General features: G+C 48.2%; 13 protein-coding genes. 4 read left to right on the top strand and 9 right to left on the bottom strand.

The genetic code is table 11. The features are described 5' to 3' along the window. The first annotated feature begins 1,004 nt into the window (after nt 1-1,004). Nucleotides 1,005-1,247 carry a hypothetical protein gene (locus ACFSUS_RS10385; RefSeq protein WP_381522229.1) on the top strand — a complete coding sequence of 81 codons (243 nt, stop codon included), beginning with the start codon at nt 1,005-1,007 and terminating at the stop codon, nt 1,245-1,247. 65 nt (nt 1,248-1,312) lie between these two features. Next, nucleotides 1,313-1,654, top strand: a complete 342-nt coding sequence (locus tag ACFSUS_RS10380; RefSeq protein WP_381522530.1) for a PIN domain-containing protein — start codon at nt 1,313-1,315, stop codon at nt 1,652-1,654. 67 nt (nt 1,655-1,721) lie between these two features. On the opposite strand, the gene ACFSUS_RS10375 is transcribed toward ACFSUS_RS10380, so the two are convergent. Both ACFSUS_RS10375 and ACFSUS_RS10370 read right to left on the bottom strand, forming a co-directional pair. Continuing rightward, the gene (locus ACFSUS_RS10375) at nt 1,722-2,468 is read right to left on the bottom strand and encodes a head GIN domain-containing protein (RefSeq protein WP_381522227.1); all 747 of its coding nucleotides are present in this window, start codon (nt 2,466-2,468) and stop codon (nt 1,722-1,724) included. A 271-nt stretch (nt 2,469-2,739) separates the two neighbouring features. After that, on the bottom strand, nt 2,740-5,118 hold the full coding sequence (locus ACFSUS_RS10370; RefSeq protein WP_381522225.1) for an ABC transporter permease: 2,379 nt from the start codon (nt 5,116-5,118) through the stop codon (nt 2,740-2,742). A gap of 92 nt (nt 5,119-5,210) precedes the next feature. On the opposite strand from ACFSUS_RS10370, the gene ACFSUS_RS10365 reads away from it, so the two are divergent. Beyond that, on the top strand, nt 5,211-5,597 hold the full coding sequence (locus ACFSUS_RS10365; RefSeq protein ID WP_381522222.1) for a hypothetical protein: 387 nt from the start codon (nt 5,211-5,213) through the stop codon (nt 5,595-5,597). Between the two features lie 43 nt (nt 5,598-5,640). Here ACFSUS_RS10365 and ACFSUS_RS10360 read toward each other — a convergent pair whose 3' ends face one another. From ACFSUS_RS10360 to ACFSUS_RS10350, 3 genes are all read right to left on the bottom strand, one after another. After that, nucleotides 5,641-6,531 (bottom strand): hypothetical protein, encoded by an 891-nt coding sequence (locus ACFSUS_RS10360; protein WP_381522220.1) that lies wholly within the window; start codon nt 6,529-6,531, stop codon nt 5,641-5,643. Nucleotides 6,532-6,578: 47 nt separating this feature from the next. Continuing rightward, nucleotides 6,579-8,969, bottom strand: a complete 2,391-nt coding sequence (locus ACFSUS_RS10355) for an ABC transporter permease (protein WP_381522218.1) — start codon at nt 8,967-8,969, stop codon at nt 6,579-6,581. A gap of 71 nt (nt 8,970-9,040) precedes the next feature. Then, entirely contained in the window at nt 9,041-11,428 is a 2,388-nt protein-coding gene (locus ACFSUS_RS10350; RefSeq protein ID WP_381522216.1) for an ABC transporter permease, read from the bottom strand. Between the two features lie 229 nt (nt 11,429-11,657). On the opposite strand from ACFSUS_RS10350, the gene ACFSUS_RS10345 reads away from it, so the two are divergent. Continuing rightward, the gene (locus ACFSUS_RS10345) at nt 11,658-12,215 is read left to right on the top strand and encodes a sugar O-acetyltransferase (protein ID WP_381522215.1); all 558 of its coding nucleotides are present in this window, start codon (nt 11,658-11,660) and stop codon (nt 12,213-12,215) included. A 200-nt stretch (nt 12,216-12,415) separates the two neighbouring features. Here ACFSUS_RS10345 and ACFSUS_RS10340 read toward each other — a convergent pair whose 3' ends face one another. The 4 genes from ACFSUS_RS10340 to ACFSUS_RS10325 form a co-directional block, all read right to left on the bottom strand. After that, complete coding sequence (locus ACFSUS_RS10340; RefSeq protein WP_381522213.1) at nt 12,416-13,063, bottom strand: hypothetical protein; 648 nt, start codon at nt 13,061-13,063, stop codon at nt 12,416-12,418. A 407-nt stretch (nt 13,064-13,470) separates the two neighbouring features. Continuing rightward, entirely contained in the window at nt 13,471-14,367 is an 897-nt protein-coding gene (locus ACFSUS_RS10335; RefSeq protein WP_381522211.1) for a helix-turn-helix domain-containing protein, read from the bottom strand. Between the two features lie 41 nt (nt 14,368-14,408). After that, nucleotides 14,409-14,870: a hypothetical protein gene (locus ACFSUS_RS10330; RefSeq protein WP_381522209.1), complete on the bottom strand. Its 462-nt coding sequence runs from the start codon at nt 14,868-14,870 to the stop codon at nt 14,409-14,411. Then, the gene (locus tag ACFSUS_RS10325; RefSeq protein ID WP_381522207.1) at nt 14,867-15,277 is read right to left on the bottom strand and encodes a hypothetical protein; all 411 of its coding nucleotides are present in this window, start codon (nt 15,275-15,277) and stop codon (nt 14,867-14,869) included. The genes ACFSUS_RS10330 and ACFSUS_RS10325 overlap by 4 nt, the downstream gene beginning before the upstream one ends. Nucleotides 15,278-15,414: the final 137 nt, after the last annotated feature.

Genomic DNA, 15,414 nt, shown 5'->3' with positions numbered 1-15,414 from the left:
GGTTTAATTGAGCGGGTTATAAATCACAAAACGAAAAGTAAATTTCAACACTTCCAAATGTGAAGACTGAACTACATACCGTTTTGTACTTTAATAAGATTAGCCAATGGATTTTAACGATGTTCAACAACTCTTTAAATGCCATTTGATGTTGGCCTAAATTCGACCTCAAATCTCAGTTTTTACCTGTACAGCTTACCACGTGAATGTGATTGAATGATCTTTTTTGGGCTCTGCTCGAATAAGCGAAATAGTGCTAAAGAGCTTAAATCGCACTATTTCGCTTCGTTCTTTTACTGCCTCACTATGGCATCAACAACAAAATAATCTCTAGCAATTTGGCAACTAATTCAGATGCATATCCAAGATTAGGCCAGCCATTGACTTGAGCTACCAAGCCAACAGTGAGAAGCACTAAAATGATTAGATTCAACAACTTTTTAACGAAGGAATCAAAATCCGGCTGTGGTGTCTCTGAGGGGAATGTGGGTTGGTGGGACATATTTATAAGGGCTGTTAGTTATTTAAATCAGCCAATCAAATATGAAGCACATCAAAAGGATAGGGACAATTTAATAATGTATATTTCTACGTTTATTATAATTATTTGGCCGTTAATAATGATATACTTACAATTATTCATCATCTGATAATTAAAGTCCAAATCAAAGCCCTGTAACATAGTAGCCCTCAAAAGTACGTACACCGTTGAAGGCCATCCCGCTCCTTACCGACAGTTTATGCCGGTTATTGTAGTAAACTTCTGAGAAGCAACAAGTTCATATTTGAAAATGGAATTAAAAATAGTATTTTGGGCTGTTGTGTTATTTATAGTGTATTATAGAACCGAAGGGTGTCAACGTGACGATCACCCTCTGGGAGAACGACAAACTTATCCGAAGCGAACTCGAAGCCTAGCTATCCAACAACTGCATCATAAACGTTAATTTTGATGTTATGTAGTGAAAAAAGCTGGATGAACGCTTTAAAAACAGTAGCGCAATATGACACACAGCATCACCATCGAAACACAGAACGACAGTGACTTTGCATTGATGAAAGAGTTAGCGCAACGGCTAGGTCTTCATGTCAAAGAAAGCCACACAGACGACCCCATAAAGGAGCCCCAACAGGAAGTGGCTTTTAAAAATTTCGTAGGTAGCTGGCAGGGCGAAGAAACGGCAGATGAACTGGTCGAGATAATCTACAGCGCACGAAACGACCAGCCGCGCGATATTGACTTATGACCTATCTGCTGGATACAAATATTTGCATCTACCTTTTTTAAGGTCAGGGCGATTTAGAACGCAAGATCAATGCGGTAGGCATTCGCTCCTGTTATTTGTCCGAGATCACAATTGCCGAACTGCTGTACGGTATCGAAAACAGTGCTCCAACCCGGCGCAGCCAGAACCAGGCAAACCTCGATTGGCTCCAGACCGCATTCACCGGAAGGATATTGCGAATCGGTTCGTGCTTCCACGAATATGCCCGGCAGAAAGCTGCTTTGAAACGGTTGGGACGTCCTGTTGGTGAATTTGATTTATTGATTGGCGCAACGGCTGTAGTACATGGACTAACGCTCATTACCCGAAACGTACGGGACTTCGAAAATTTAGAGCACATCCGTTTAGAAAACTGGATTGACTCCTGATCATATCAATACTGTCTCGCTTGCTAACATTATTTAACGTGTTTCGGCTTCGCGTTGCGCTACATGCTTACTCTGTCTTCCGAATCGTCACATCGCCCAGCACGATGCCTTTATGCAGGTGGGCCCCTCCGGAATACGTAACGTCTGATTCGCCGACGGCCGTTACGCCAATTCGGTTGGAGGCATATAATCTCAACTTGCTATCACCGTATAAACTGGTCGATACATTTTGCCCTACCAGATTCTCAGCCTCAATCTGGCTTTCGCCATACACCCGGTATAACTGCTCGTCGGCCTGCCCTGACTGAATCGTTATCTTGTTTTCGCCGTAGATCGACGCCTTTAACTCGTTAACCTTCAGTGACGATAGCGTAACGGTAGCCTGGCCATAGACCCGCAGTTTGAATACGTCGCCGGTAATTTCGCTCTGGCAAATGGCCTCTTCTTCGCCACGTACTTCCAGCTCACTCAACTGCCGGTAGGTGACATAGGCCGTTACTTTTACCCCCTTGCCATAGATTGGCTTCTTGTAGCTATGATTGCCGTCTTCCCATTTCTGCTGTTTGACGGTAATCTTAGCGTCATCGAGGTAGATACGTAACGTTTTATCCTGAACGAAGCAGTTTACTTTTTCGGGAGTAACGTTTTCGTATTCAAGCCGGACGCTTTCCTGCTCCCCCGCCACCAGTATAATGCTAACGAGTGGACTAACGATGACTTTGTCGAAAGACGGTAGCGTCTTGTCGGTTGTTTGCGCGTGTGCAATCGATAGAGCGCAGCAAACGATGAGTGTGATTCTTAGTACGTAGTTCATGACCAATGCGTTAATAAGGTCGATAGATCTGAATCATATTCTGTCCGTAAGCTGTCGGCCGGGTTAGCCAGCGCAGTACGTCCTGATTCCGATGGTTAAGACACCCAACACTAGTAATACCCCCACGCACAACACTAAAGTTTCTGCGCCGATGAAAACGTGTGTAGGCTGTGGGACTTTCGTTTACACAACTTGCGGAAGACGAAAGGTAATTCTGAATGCATAGGGCCTGAAGTTTGTTTACCCTTAGCCCTATGCCCCCAGCCCTTCGCTATTCCGTTCTCAAACTCTTCACCGGATTCATCAGCGCGGCTTTGACACTCTGGATACTCACCGTCAAGAGGGCAATTGATGTGGCCAGGATACCCGCTAGAGCAAAAATCTGCCACTCGATATCAATTTTGTAGGTGTACTCCTGCAAGAACCAGTTCATGGTGTAGTAGGCAATCGGAGTAGCAATCACGAAGGCAACCAACACCAATTTGAGGAAGTCGGTCGAAAGGAGAGATACGATGCTGGCAACCGTAGCGCCGAGAACCTTCCGGACACCAATTTCCTTGGTGCGTTGCGTCACGACAAACGATACTAAACCGAACAGACCCAGGCAGCCAATGAAGATGCCAACGATGGCAAGCAGAGTCAGGAAGTTAGTCAGCTTCCGTTCGTCTTCATAAAACGTTTGCAGTTCATCATCCAGAAACTGCGGGTCATAATAGTTGTTAGGAAACAGGGCTTTCCAGTGTTGGCCAATATGCCGGAGGGCTTCGGTTTTACGAGTCGGATCAATGCGGATGCTGGCCTCCTGGAAATTCCAGTCGGCATACAAAAACACGTGCGGTACGATGGCTGACTTGAGGCTTTGCGAATGGTAATCCTTCACGACGCCCATAACCGTAAAGGGCTTGTCGTAATACAGATTAATTCGTTGCCCAATCGCTTTCTCCGGTACCATAAAGCCTAAATCACGAGCCGCTTTTTCGTTGATAATGGCTACGGTGTTCGTGTCGGCATGCGTCCATGACCGGCCGGCAACCAATGGAATGTTGAAGAAATGGAAGTAGTTCGTATCAACGAATTGGAACCGAAACGTGGATTCGCCATTGGGCAGGCTCGGGTGGCGTACTGAGTTCCACCACCAATTACGGTCACTCGAAGGCGTCGTCAGGGCGAAGGCTACGTCTTTGATTTCGGAATGCTGCTGCAACTGCTGGCGGAAGCGCTCACGTACTACGGCGTTTCCTTTGTCGGGCATGTTGACCGTCACCACGGCTTCTTTGTTGAAACCCAGGTCGGTCTGGTAGAAGTAACGAATTTGTTTTGTGCCGATTAATGTACAGATCACCAGCACCTGGGCAATGACAAATTGCGTAACAACCAGTGCCTGGCGCAAGGAAACACCGCCCCGCTTTGGAATAAACAGACGGCTCCGTAATACGCGCACGGGTTCGTAGCCCGATAAGACCAACGCTGGATAGCTACCCGCTAATACGGTCACAATTAAGCCCAGACCAAGCAAAAACAACACCGCCGAGCTATCCCAAACATTTGATTGGGCCACTTGGGTAGTTAACAATTGATCGGCGTTACGAATTAACTGCGTGGCTAGCAAGCTCCCGATTGCGATAGCCAGGAAAACCAGGGATGCCGTTTCGCCGAGAAACTGTACAACCAGTTGACTGCGGCTACTCCCAAGCACTTTCCGAACGGCTATTTCGCGGCTCCGTTTTACGGCCTGAACCGTTGCCAGGTTGATGAAATTGATGCAGGCAATAATGATCAGAAACAAGCCAATGCTTATCAGCGTGTACAGCATCCACTGCGGAATGACGTAATTGTAAGGATCGGCATCGCTTTGCGTATCGCGGTGGACATCCACGAGCGGCAGCAGTTCGTAGCCAATACGTTTAACCTCATTCTGGTGCTGAGCTGCCAGCTTCGACAACATTGCTTCCACGGCCGATACGGAGGTTCCCGGTTTCAGCAAGACGTAGCCGTGATGCATCGAATTGCCACCGCCCCAGTAATTATCATTGGCATACTCCGGCTCCATTCGTTTCAACGTTTCGCGGGAGGCCAGGACCTGAAACTGGAACTCGGAGTTCACCGGCATTTTGCGGATGATGCCCGATACCGTCAACTCGACATTGCCCCGAACGCGAAGCGTTTTCCCCATAGCGTCTCCGTTTCCAAAAAGTCGCCGGGCAGTGGGCTCGTCCAGTACCACCTGATACGGCTGACTAAGCGACTGTTTAGGGGAGCCACTCAACCACTCGACATCAATCATGTCGAAGAATTCGGGCGGGGCGAAGAACAGATGCTTTACATTATAGACAGTTTGGCCAACCTTTAATCCATCTGAGTCAATAGCGCGTGTGTTTACCGCTTGCTCAACACCAGGAATCTGCTCGTTCAGGGCTTTGATAACGCCCTGCGGTACGTGCGATCCTTTTTCCTGGGCATCTTTATAGATAATTCGGTACAATCGATCAGCGTTCTGGTGGTAGCGGTCGAAGCTGTACTCAAACCGCACAATCCAGAACAACACAATGGCCACGCTCAGCCCGAGCGTCAGGCCTATTAAGTTAATCAGAGCGTAACTACGGTTCCTAAGCAGGCTACGCCAGGTAGTTTTAAGATAATTGAGCAGCATAACTTTTTAGGTTACATTTATGTCTGAAACGAACGTATCATGTACTCTCCTTCTGCGAAACGGCCTTTCATTGTTCAAGAAGATCAGGGTGTTTGGGCCCCCGTATTCACCAGCGCGTCATTGCTCAACTCATCAGTGGCTTATCACCTTTATATCACAACGCCGTAATCAAATTGGAGCCGTTGCCTGAGACAATGCTGGATGAGGGTCGAATTAGCCAGGTGCCGGATGTGTCGCTGTACAATAACGAAACTGATCAGACCCCAATCGTTATCGAAATATGCCATACGAACGGTATGAAAGATGATGTTTTAAAAGTCATTGAGTTAATCGACGCAGACCGATACGGTATTCGTGAAGGTTTCATCTACAATTATAAAACTCAACAGTGGCTCCGCTATCGTTTCGGCGACAACGGTGTAACTGAAGCCTTATCGTACTCCGAAATACTATCGCTGGATTTGAACCAGTTTCTTTAGTGGCAAAGGACAACTGAACCCCGCGCCCTTTGCCACTATAAGATTACTTGAGTTTATTGATCACTTCGGCGCTTATCCAAAATATGTCGCCATCGCGGCTGAATAACAGGTATTTACCGTCGCTGGAGACGAACGGGCAGAACTCGTACTTATCGGTGTTAATGGCTTCGCCCATGTTCTTGGCTTTCTGCCAATGGCCTTTATCGTCTTTGAAACTGATGTACAAATCGCCCTGGCCCATGCCCTCGGGACGTTCTCCGCAAAAGATAACGTATTTCTCGTCGGGCGCAACGAATACATCGGCTTCGTAGTACTCGGAATTCACTGAGTCACCCAACTTTTGGGAAGGCTGGAACTGGCCACCCGGATACGTTGCGAAGCGGATGTTATAGTCTTTGTTGCCGGGTTCGCCCTCGCCGTTGGAGGAGAAGTACATGGTGCCATCGGTTGTGAACGACATGTAGTACTCATTCTTATCCGTATTGATGGACGGCCCTGAGTTGATAGGGTCAGACCAGCCGTCGCCCTTCCGCTCTACGTACCAGATGTCAAAATCTTTCTTGTTGCCCTGCCCATCCAAGGCTCGGTCGGAGATGAAAAACAGCCGCTTGCCGTCGGGCGACAGAAACGGGTCATTATACTCGTACTTGTCACTGCCCAGTACGACTTCCGGATCAGTCCACGTGTTGTCTTCTAATCGCGAAACCCAAATCTGGGGCTTCTCATTGACAATGACGGCGTAGTAAAACTCCTTGCCATCATTGGAAAAGTAGGAACCATACTCGTATCGGCCCTCCTCGGAAACCGTTCCGGGCGCAAACAGTTTAGCCTCCGTGCCAGGCGGCTCCTGACCCATATACGGGCCCGTTTGTTGCTTGCAGGTCATGGTCAAAATAGCAATGAGTAGCAGGCAGATGGACGGTGTAGCCTTCATGTGGTTAAGGGTTTGAGGGCATGGGGCAACTCACCCTAAGCCCTACGCTATTCGGTACGTAAACTTTTCACGGGATTCATCAAGGCGGCTTTGACACTCTGGAAGCTTACGGTGATGAGGGCGATGCTCATGGCGAGCAAACCGGCCAAGGCGAATATCCACCATTCGATGTTAATCTTGTAAGCGAAGTTTTGTAGCCACTGATTCATGGCATACCAGGCTAGAGGTGCAGCAATGACAATGGCAATGAGCACTAGTTTGAGAAAGTCTTTTGACAGCAGAGCAACGAGGCTGCTAACCGACGCGCCCAGCACTTTACGGACGCCAAACTCTTTAGTGCGCTGCTCAGCCGTAAACGTAGCTAGCCCGAACAAACCTAGGCACGCGATAAAAATAGCCATGCCCGAAAAGCCTAGAAAGAGTCCGCCTTTTCGTTCGTCGGATCGGTACTGCTGAGCAAAGGTTTGATCGAGGAATGCATAGTCAAATGGCTGATTTGGATTTACTTTCTCATACACATCTTTTACAAAAGCCAACGCAGCTGGTACATTTTGTGGCGACACCCGGACTAGTAGCCTATCGCCCCGATCCTTGTGGAAAACCAGTACCAGCGGTTCAATCCTGTTGTGCAGCGATCGCAAGTGAAAGTCACGGATAACACCCGCGATCGGTATTTTTCGGGTATCAAACTCGATCAATCCGGCTGTTCGGTTTTTCCAGCCTAAACGCTTGAGCATCGCTTCGTTAATCAGCACGGTGCCCGTCGAGTCACTGGCTAAATCGGGTGAAAAATTACGACCCTCTTTAAGTTTGATACCTAACACATTTAAGAAGTCGTGGTCAACGGAGAAATATTCCGTGCTTACCGGCTGTTCGGTGCCACCTGCGTAAAAGCTGAAGGTGCTTTTGTCGTTCATTCCGTCACCTACCGATCCATCGGTCAGACTTACACCCTTGATGATTGCGTTCTGAAGCAGTTTGCTTTTCAGAACGGCGGCAGTTTGCTGAACAGACGGGGCTTTAAGCGGAATCGTAACCACCTGTTCCTGATTAAAGCCTAATTCAGTCGTTCGCATATACTGCAACTGCCGGTAAACGATGATTGTGCCTACAATCATGACCATCGAAATGGTAAACTGGAGCACAACCAATGATTTTCGTAATACAATGCCCTGGCCGCTGGTCGTGAAAGCGCCTTTCAGGATAGCGACCGGTTTAAATCGGGAAAGAATCAAAGCCGGGTAAAGCCCGCTGACTAACCCGATTAGCAAGGTAAATCCGAGGGCCAGCCCAAGCGTCTTTGCACTCCATAAGTTAATGATCAACGTCTTGTCTGCCAAAGAGTTGAACAAGGGAAGGAAGGCAAAGAGCAGAAGGGAACTGATCATCAAGGCGAGAAATGTCAACAGCATGGACTCGGTCAGGAACTGCCCAATTAACTGAGACCGAAGCGAGCCAACCGCCTTCCGAACGCCAATTTCCTTCGCTCGGCCAGCTGACCGGGCCGTTGCCAGATTGATGTAGTTCACGATGGCAATCAGGAGAATGAATAAGCCAATGGCCGAAAAAGTATAGACGAAGGCCATGTTGCCGCCATTTTCTTCGCCCATCAGATGCGTTGACCGCAGGTGCATATTCACCAACGGTTGAAACGTGATATCGAACGTAATTTTTGTTCCGTTGTCAGCTCCAATCGCTTTGGCTATGTACTTTTTGTAGAACGTGGCCATTTTGCTTTCCAGTTTTGACTGGTCGCCTGGTTGATTCAACAAAACGTATGTCATTGAGGTGAAGCTGTCCCACTTGCTGGGATCTATGCCACTAACCGCAACATTGGCATACGGTAGGATCGCTTCAAACGTCAGATGATGATTAGCGGGGGCATCCTTAATGACTCCTGCAATCGTAAAGGGCAAGTTTTCCTTCACAGTGACGACTTTTCCTAGAATACCGTCTGTTTTACCGAAGAGGCTGAGTGCTAACTTTTGCGTCAGGACGACACTAGTTCGACTCGTTAGCGCGTTTTTTGGGCTACCTTCGATAAAATCATAATCGAAGAATTTAAACAGCGTCGAGTCCGCATAAATTATGTCTTTGACGTACAGTGTCTTTTCTCCAGCCCGAAACAAAGTTTCTTTACTGGGCTTGACTCGCAATACCTGTTTGACTTCTGGGTACTCCTGCTGTAATGCCGGACCCATTGGCGATGACCCTACGCCAATCTTAAACTCGTTATCAGCCCATTTGATGTGCAGATTTAGGCGAAAGATCCGGTCTGCGTTTGTGTGGTACCGGTCGAAACTTAATTCGTCGTTGACATAAAGTCCTAACAGAATAGCACAGGTTATACCACTGGCTAAACCCAACAACGTGAGGGCACTGTACGTCTTGTTGCGGATAAGGTTCCGAACGGCAATTTTGAGATAGTTGGTTAGCATAGGGGCTATAGATTTAGGTCATGGGGCTAAAGGCTGAGGGTAGACCCCATGCCCCCAACCCCCGTTCACAGCTATTCGGTACGTAAACTTTTCACGGGATTCATCAATGCGGCTTTGACACTCTGGAAGCTTACGGTGATGAGGGCGATGCTCATGGCGAGCAACCCGGCCAGGGCGAATATCCACCATTCGATGTCGATGTGATAGGCAAAGTTTTGTAACCATTGCCCCGTGAGGTACCAGGCAATGGGCAGCCCAATCACGATCGCCAGCAAGACCAGCCGGGTGAAATCTTTAGAAAGCATGATAACGACACTGCCGACTGATGCACCCAGCACCTTGCGCACGCCAATCTCTTTCGTGCGGGCTTCGGCGGCAAAGGCAGCCAGACCGAATAAACCCAGGCAGGCGATCAATACGGCAAGAATGGTAAATGAAAGCAACACCTGTCCCTGCTTTTGTTCGGCTTTGTATTGCTTCGAAAAGTTCTCATCCAAAAAATGAAAGCTAGGGCTGGTCGACGGGTCAAACTTGTGGTATACCTGACTAATGTAAGCCAGCGCTTCTTTTGTTTTCTCGGGACGTAGGCGAACGTAGAGATTGTCTTTCTCAGATGGGGCGGGCATCTGCAGCACCAACGGCTCAATTTTGTGTTGCAGGGAGTATGTATGAAAATCGTTGACAACCCCAACGACGCGTGCTTCGGCTGTCTGATCTTTGCCCAGGAAATACTTCACGCGCTTACCAATCGGCTCCTGCCACCCCATTTTCTGCACCAATGATTCATTCACCAGTACCGCGCCAAGGGCATCGCTGGGAAACGACTCGGAGAAGTTACGGCCCTTCACAAGATGAATCTGGAGCGTATTCAAATAATCCGAATCAACGGAGAATTTTTGAACAACCTGCGTCTCGGTCGGCATGACGCCATTCTGCTCGAAGAACATTCCGTTGGTGCCAATATTGTTGTTGCCAATGGGATTGGTTGCTGCGGCTACCTCTTCGATGAATGGACTTTTCTGGAGTTCTTCCTTTAGGGATTGTACCTGCCGACGCGATTCGTCATTTTCCAGATGAAATGTCAGCACCTGGTCTTTGTTGAAGCCCAGATTCTTCGCCTGCACGTAGCTCATCTGGCGATAAATCATGCCCGAGCAGGCAATCAGAGTCACGGCAGCGACAAATTGAAAGACGACCAATGACTGCCGCAGCCGTACTTTCCCGAGCTGGCTTCCCAACTGGCCCCGCAAGGCCGTAACGGGCCGAAAACCAGATAAGAGCAGGGCCGGGTATAGGCCGCTCCCAACGCCCAGTAACATAGTGAATAACACTAGACTGGTTAACGTAATGAACCATCCATAGTGCGAGAGTGAGAGCGACCGGTCGGCCAGTTCATTAAACCACGGAAGCAACGCATTGGCCAGTATAAGTCCCACTGTACCGGCCAGAAAAGCCATCAGTAATGACTCAGTCATGAACTGCCCGATAAGCTGGCCCCGGCGAGAGCCAATAGCTTTGCGGACGCCCACTTCGCGGGTTCGGGTGATCGACCGGGCAGTGTAGAGATTTACGTAATTGATACCGGCAATGAGCAAGACTAAAGCGGATACAATGGCGAAAATCATAATGGTTTTACTATCACCATTAGGGCTGATTTCGTAGTCCAGGTGGGAATGGAGGTGAATCGACGGGAGCGGCTGAAGCTCCATGCGGTAGCTTAGTTCACCCACTTCTTTCTTAAGATGCTTTGTGTAAAAGCCGGGAAGTTTAGCTTCGAGCGCTTCGGAATCGCTTCCCTTCGTCAGCAATAGATACGTGTATAGTTCAAAGTTCTGCCAGCCCGCTGTGTAGTTGGCCGGGAGCGAACGCAGGGCACTGAACTGCAAGTGCGAATTGCTGGGTACGTCGTCGATAACACCGGTTACGGTATTCACGAAATTATTACTGAACTCAATGGGCTGGCCGACCGCTTTCCGTGCATCCCCAAAAAGCTTCTCCGCCAGGCTTTTGGTAAGCACAATGCTTTGTGGTTGAGCCAGAGCGGTGGCGGGGTTGCCATACAGAAACGGAAACGTGAAGACGTCAAACAGCGTCTTATCCGCAAAGAAAATATCGTTGGCTTCTACTTTTTTATCCTTGTAGGTAATAATCCCTCCGCCTTCGGGCTGGATGCGTACCGTTTTTTCAATTTCTGGATAATCGCTTTTGAGCGCATCGGCATAAGGTGCCGACGTGGGGGCCAATTTGAGGTTGCCACCTGGCCAGGAAGCGTAGTGCGCGACCCGCACAATTCGGTCGGCGTTAGTATGAAAACGATCATAACTCAACTCATGGGCGATGTAGAGCCCCATCAAACCGACGGCGGCCATGCCTACGCCCATTCCCACGATATTTAACGTGCTAAACAGCCGGTTCTTCCACAAATTCCGAAGGGCAATTTTGAGGTAGTTTCGTATCATGAGTGCTTTATGTTTAGGTTGGATGATTCGCTTTTTATTCTACTTGTCCAAAGGTCGTACCATTAATTATAAATAGCTATATGTCAGATAGTTATTAGTATGACATGGAAAAGATATGTCCGCAAATGGACGGCTTTTCGTTCAATTGCGGACACCGTGGTTAAGTATAAGCAGCGCTTTTGGTTTTTCTTTGGTTGATGAGTTAACTGCCTATAAAAGAGCCAACGAAATGAAGACAGAATTAGAAAAGATGCTGGATGGTGAACTATACGTGGCCAGTGACCCAACCTTAACCGCCATGCGGTACAAAGCCCGCGCTTTGTTCTCTGAGTTCAACCGTACACCCTACGATGCCGAGCCAGAGCGTCAGACAATCCTACGGGAGCTATTGGGCAATTTTGGGCCAGGACTTAATATTCAGCCGCCGTTCTACTGCGATTATGGTTCCTTCATCAGCTTTGGAACAAATTGTTTCCTCAACTTCAACTGCACCTTTCTGGATTGCGCCCGAATTACAATTGGCGATAACTTCCAGTGCGCCCCCAACGTGCAGCTGTATGCGGCTTACCATCCCGTAGATGCTGCCGAACGCATCGAGGGGCCGGAGCTGGCTTTACCGATAACGATTGGCAATAATGTCTGGCTGGGCGGTGGCGTAATCGTTTGTCCCGGCGTAACGATTGGGGATAACACGACGATCGGAGCGGGTAGCGTCGTCACTAAAGATATACCGGCTAATGTCTTCGCTGCCGGAAACCCCTGCCGGGTAATCAGACCGTTGGCGTAGGGCTTGGGGCACAAGGCAAAGGGTTTGAGGTAAGATTCCTCAGCTCAATGCCCTCTGCCTTACGCTCTTTCCGGAAAATAACAGTTGGGCCATTATCAGGCTATTTCCTCACCTCCTTTATCCTAAAGGCTCAGCAAGGAGTCTGATGAATATGTTTCCTTGAGTTTGTAGCCAATCACTCTACTCGTCGACTTCATTAACTAAGGCAAGGGGGATTGCTTCAAATCGATCAGGGTGTTGTTGTACCGTAAAAGGCCGGTCCACTTGCCTGTTAGTGGGTAGCGTTGACCTGTGGTTTTATTTTGAATAGTACCCTCAAAGGAGCAAGTCAGGTAATAAGCGTCAATCTGGCGGTTTATGTTGATTTTCGATTTAGCAGGAACCCGAATCGTCATCACTTGATTCTTGTAGCCACCATAAGGTTTCTGTTGCGGATCAGGACTCAGCGGAAACGGTTCAGCGTAGTAGTCGAACAAGTTCTGTCCATACCAGTTTTGAGGAACTCGCACGGCAAACTTATCCAGTTTTACTTCCTTGGGAAGGGTATTTACCTGATCGACTTCAAATTGTGATGTCCTGACCAGTTCGTCAAAACTGCTTTCAACTTGCTGAGTTGATAAAGTATTACTCAGATTCTGAACGCTAAGCTCTTTCAGCTTTACCGTGACCGTATCGACCCGATCAGTGGGCTTGAGGAAGTAACGAACGTCGGTGAGTTCGTATTGAGCTGGGGGCGTAGCCTGCGGTTCAAGTTTGTCGGGGCTCGAACAGGCGCTTACCCCGATGGCTAGTGCTACGTTCAGCGCCCAAAAAGAAGGGGAGTAGTGTTTTCTCAGTTGAGTCAGCATCGTTCTCAGTTGATATGAGGTGTTTAGGTTCTTAAAACTATTGACTGATAAGTTCACTCACAACAGTGGAAGCGCGGGCTTTCGAGGAAAATTAGGCTAAGGGACACAAGGAAACGAAAATGATACTTTGGAGAGCTTAGTCACATAACTTAAGATTATAAGGATAACAATCAGGGGCGCGGCAACTCAACATGGCAACCAGGAGTGAGCTAATCAATATTCGCATGATCTAAGTTTTCAGACGTAGACCTAACTGCTTTATAAAGAGTTGGAAATACAGCTACAACTTGTTGTATGTCTGCGGTGGCTGCCGCAAAAGCCGCCATCTACTCGATCCGGTTTTGGGGCAATCGATTCACAATGTTTAAGGGCAGTAGTTGTTGAAGAAAGTAAATAGGTCTCACCAACTAAATTGGTTCCACTTCTAACCGGTAGCCTACACCGTGTACTGTCGCGATCCGTAGTGTAGAATCGTTTTGCAGAATCTTCCGCAAACGAGAGACAAACACATCAGGGCTTCGGCCAACCGTGATTCCTTCGTCCTCCCAGACTGATTTGAGGATAAAATCTCGTTCGAGCAATTGGTTCGGGTGGCTAACGAAAAGCCGTAGCAGCTTCGTTTCCCGGTAGGTGAGCGTATGCTGCAAGCCAGCCGTGTTGATGGATTGGTCCGCCGGGTTGAACACTGTTTGACCAATTCGAATACATCCTGCTGGTTCGGCAGGGGCCTGGGTTAAAATCGCAGGCGCAATTTTCGGTCGGGCAACTCTGAAATAGATGAAACCGCCCAAGCTTATCAACAGAAAGCCCACCACCCCAACCCACCAAAAATTAGTCGATTGCACAGCACTTTGGGGAGCGGCAAAGGTGACTTGTAAGGTATGGCACCCTTGTGCTTGTTCGCGGCCAACGCACGGAACTCCGCTTTTTTGAGTATAATCCTGTAAGCTGTAGCCTAACAGAAGGGTGCCGTTGGTGCAATCCAGTACAGCAACATCATAATCTGTGTTCACGTGGTGAAGCGCCAGGGATTCCTGTAACAAAGCGGGCAGGCGGTCGTAAGCAAAGTGCCGCTCCAGCCGGATCACAAACGTAGTGGCACTGGTTTGTTGCGCCGGAGGGATTGCGGAGGTAGAATCTCCTTGTTCGGTCAGTAAGTGATGAGCTGTGCGACGTAAGGCGAGGTTAACCTTCCTGGCGAGCTGATTTTGTTCAACTTTACTCGCATCGGAGGTTAACCTCACAAAATGTGTAAAGAGCAGACTCGTCAATAGGAGCGTAATAACAACGGCTGCTTTTCTCATAATCTGAAGGGCTTATCTACAAAAATAAGAAAGCCGCTGGTTCAACAACCATCTCCTGGTTTTCGCGGAAATAGCCAGTTGATATTGGGCGCTACTAAATAACTTACCCAATCCACCACATGAATAATTTGTCTGGTTTGCGATTGACCTGGGTGAACCGGCTCAATAATCAGGTCGTCGCCGTGCTTAGCCATGGCCAGAACGTTACCGATTTCTATCTCCGTCACCAATTGATTGCTGTGGCAACCAGCTCCATAAATAGTCATGGCGCCCCGTTTTAAATAAACCCTGAAGGGTATCTTATGGGCTTCAGACGTCGCAGGATTACCAGTAACCACTGTTAATATGCCTCGGTTACCTCGTGTGAAGGTACTAGATTCTACCGGCTTCCCATTCAATGTAATCGGATTGCGGTAGTGTCCATTGGCTACACTTTGAGAAAACGCACCAGCCACCATAAGTAGCCAGGCAGTTAAGATAGTTAATTGGCGTACCTGTCTCATCTGACCAGAATTTCGTTGTGAGGAAGTGAATACTGCTTATCTACGGTGAGCAGAACGATGTGGTCACCTTGCTGGCACTTAGTCAGTACGTTTCTAAGGGGTATCTGTCTGTATTCATCGCTTGAGTACATGAACAGCGTTTTAGTGTCCTTATCCCGTATGGCCACCCTGAACACAATTTTGTCGAGGGCTTTGGTTGATGTCGGCGATAGCTCGACCGTCTGCACGCTCAGTTCACCGGTGCTGGTTAAAGGTAGCGTACATTTTCCTGTTGGGCTGTACTCGTTAACTACCATTTTGCTGTCGATAAAAGCGGCCGTGCATTGCTGAAAATTACTCTGTGCAAGGCAGCCGGTAGACCAGCCACCGCACACCAAAAATAACATGAGCCAATTTACCTTTTTCATAGTTCTGTCTGATTTAGATGAAAGACAGCCTAAATGTATTGACTCATGCTTTGGTAGATGAAAAACGCTTGTAAAACAGTGTAAACGAATTGTAAAAGTTTGAAGACCTTAGTTAATCCGTTGACAATTAGAGGTAT

The sequence above is a fragment of the Spirosoma soli genome, assembly GCF_042684525.1.
Taxonomy (GTDB): domain Bacteria; phylum Bacteroidota; class Bacteroidia; order Cytophagales; family Spirosomataceae; genus Spirosoma; species Spirosoma soli.
Note: the sequence above shows the minus strand (reverse complement) of the source record. Positions and strands in the feature narration are given on the sequence as shown.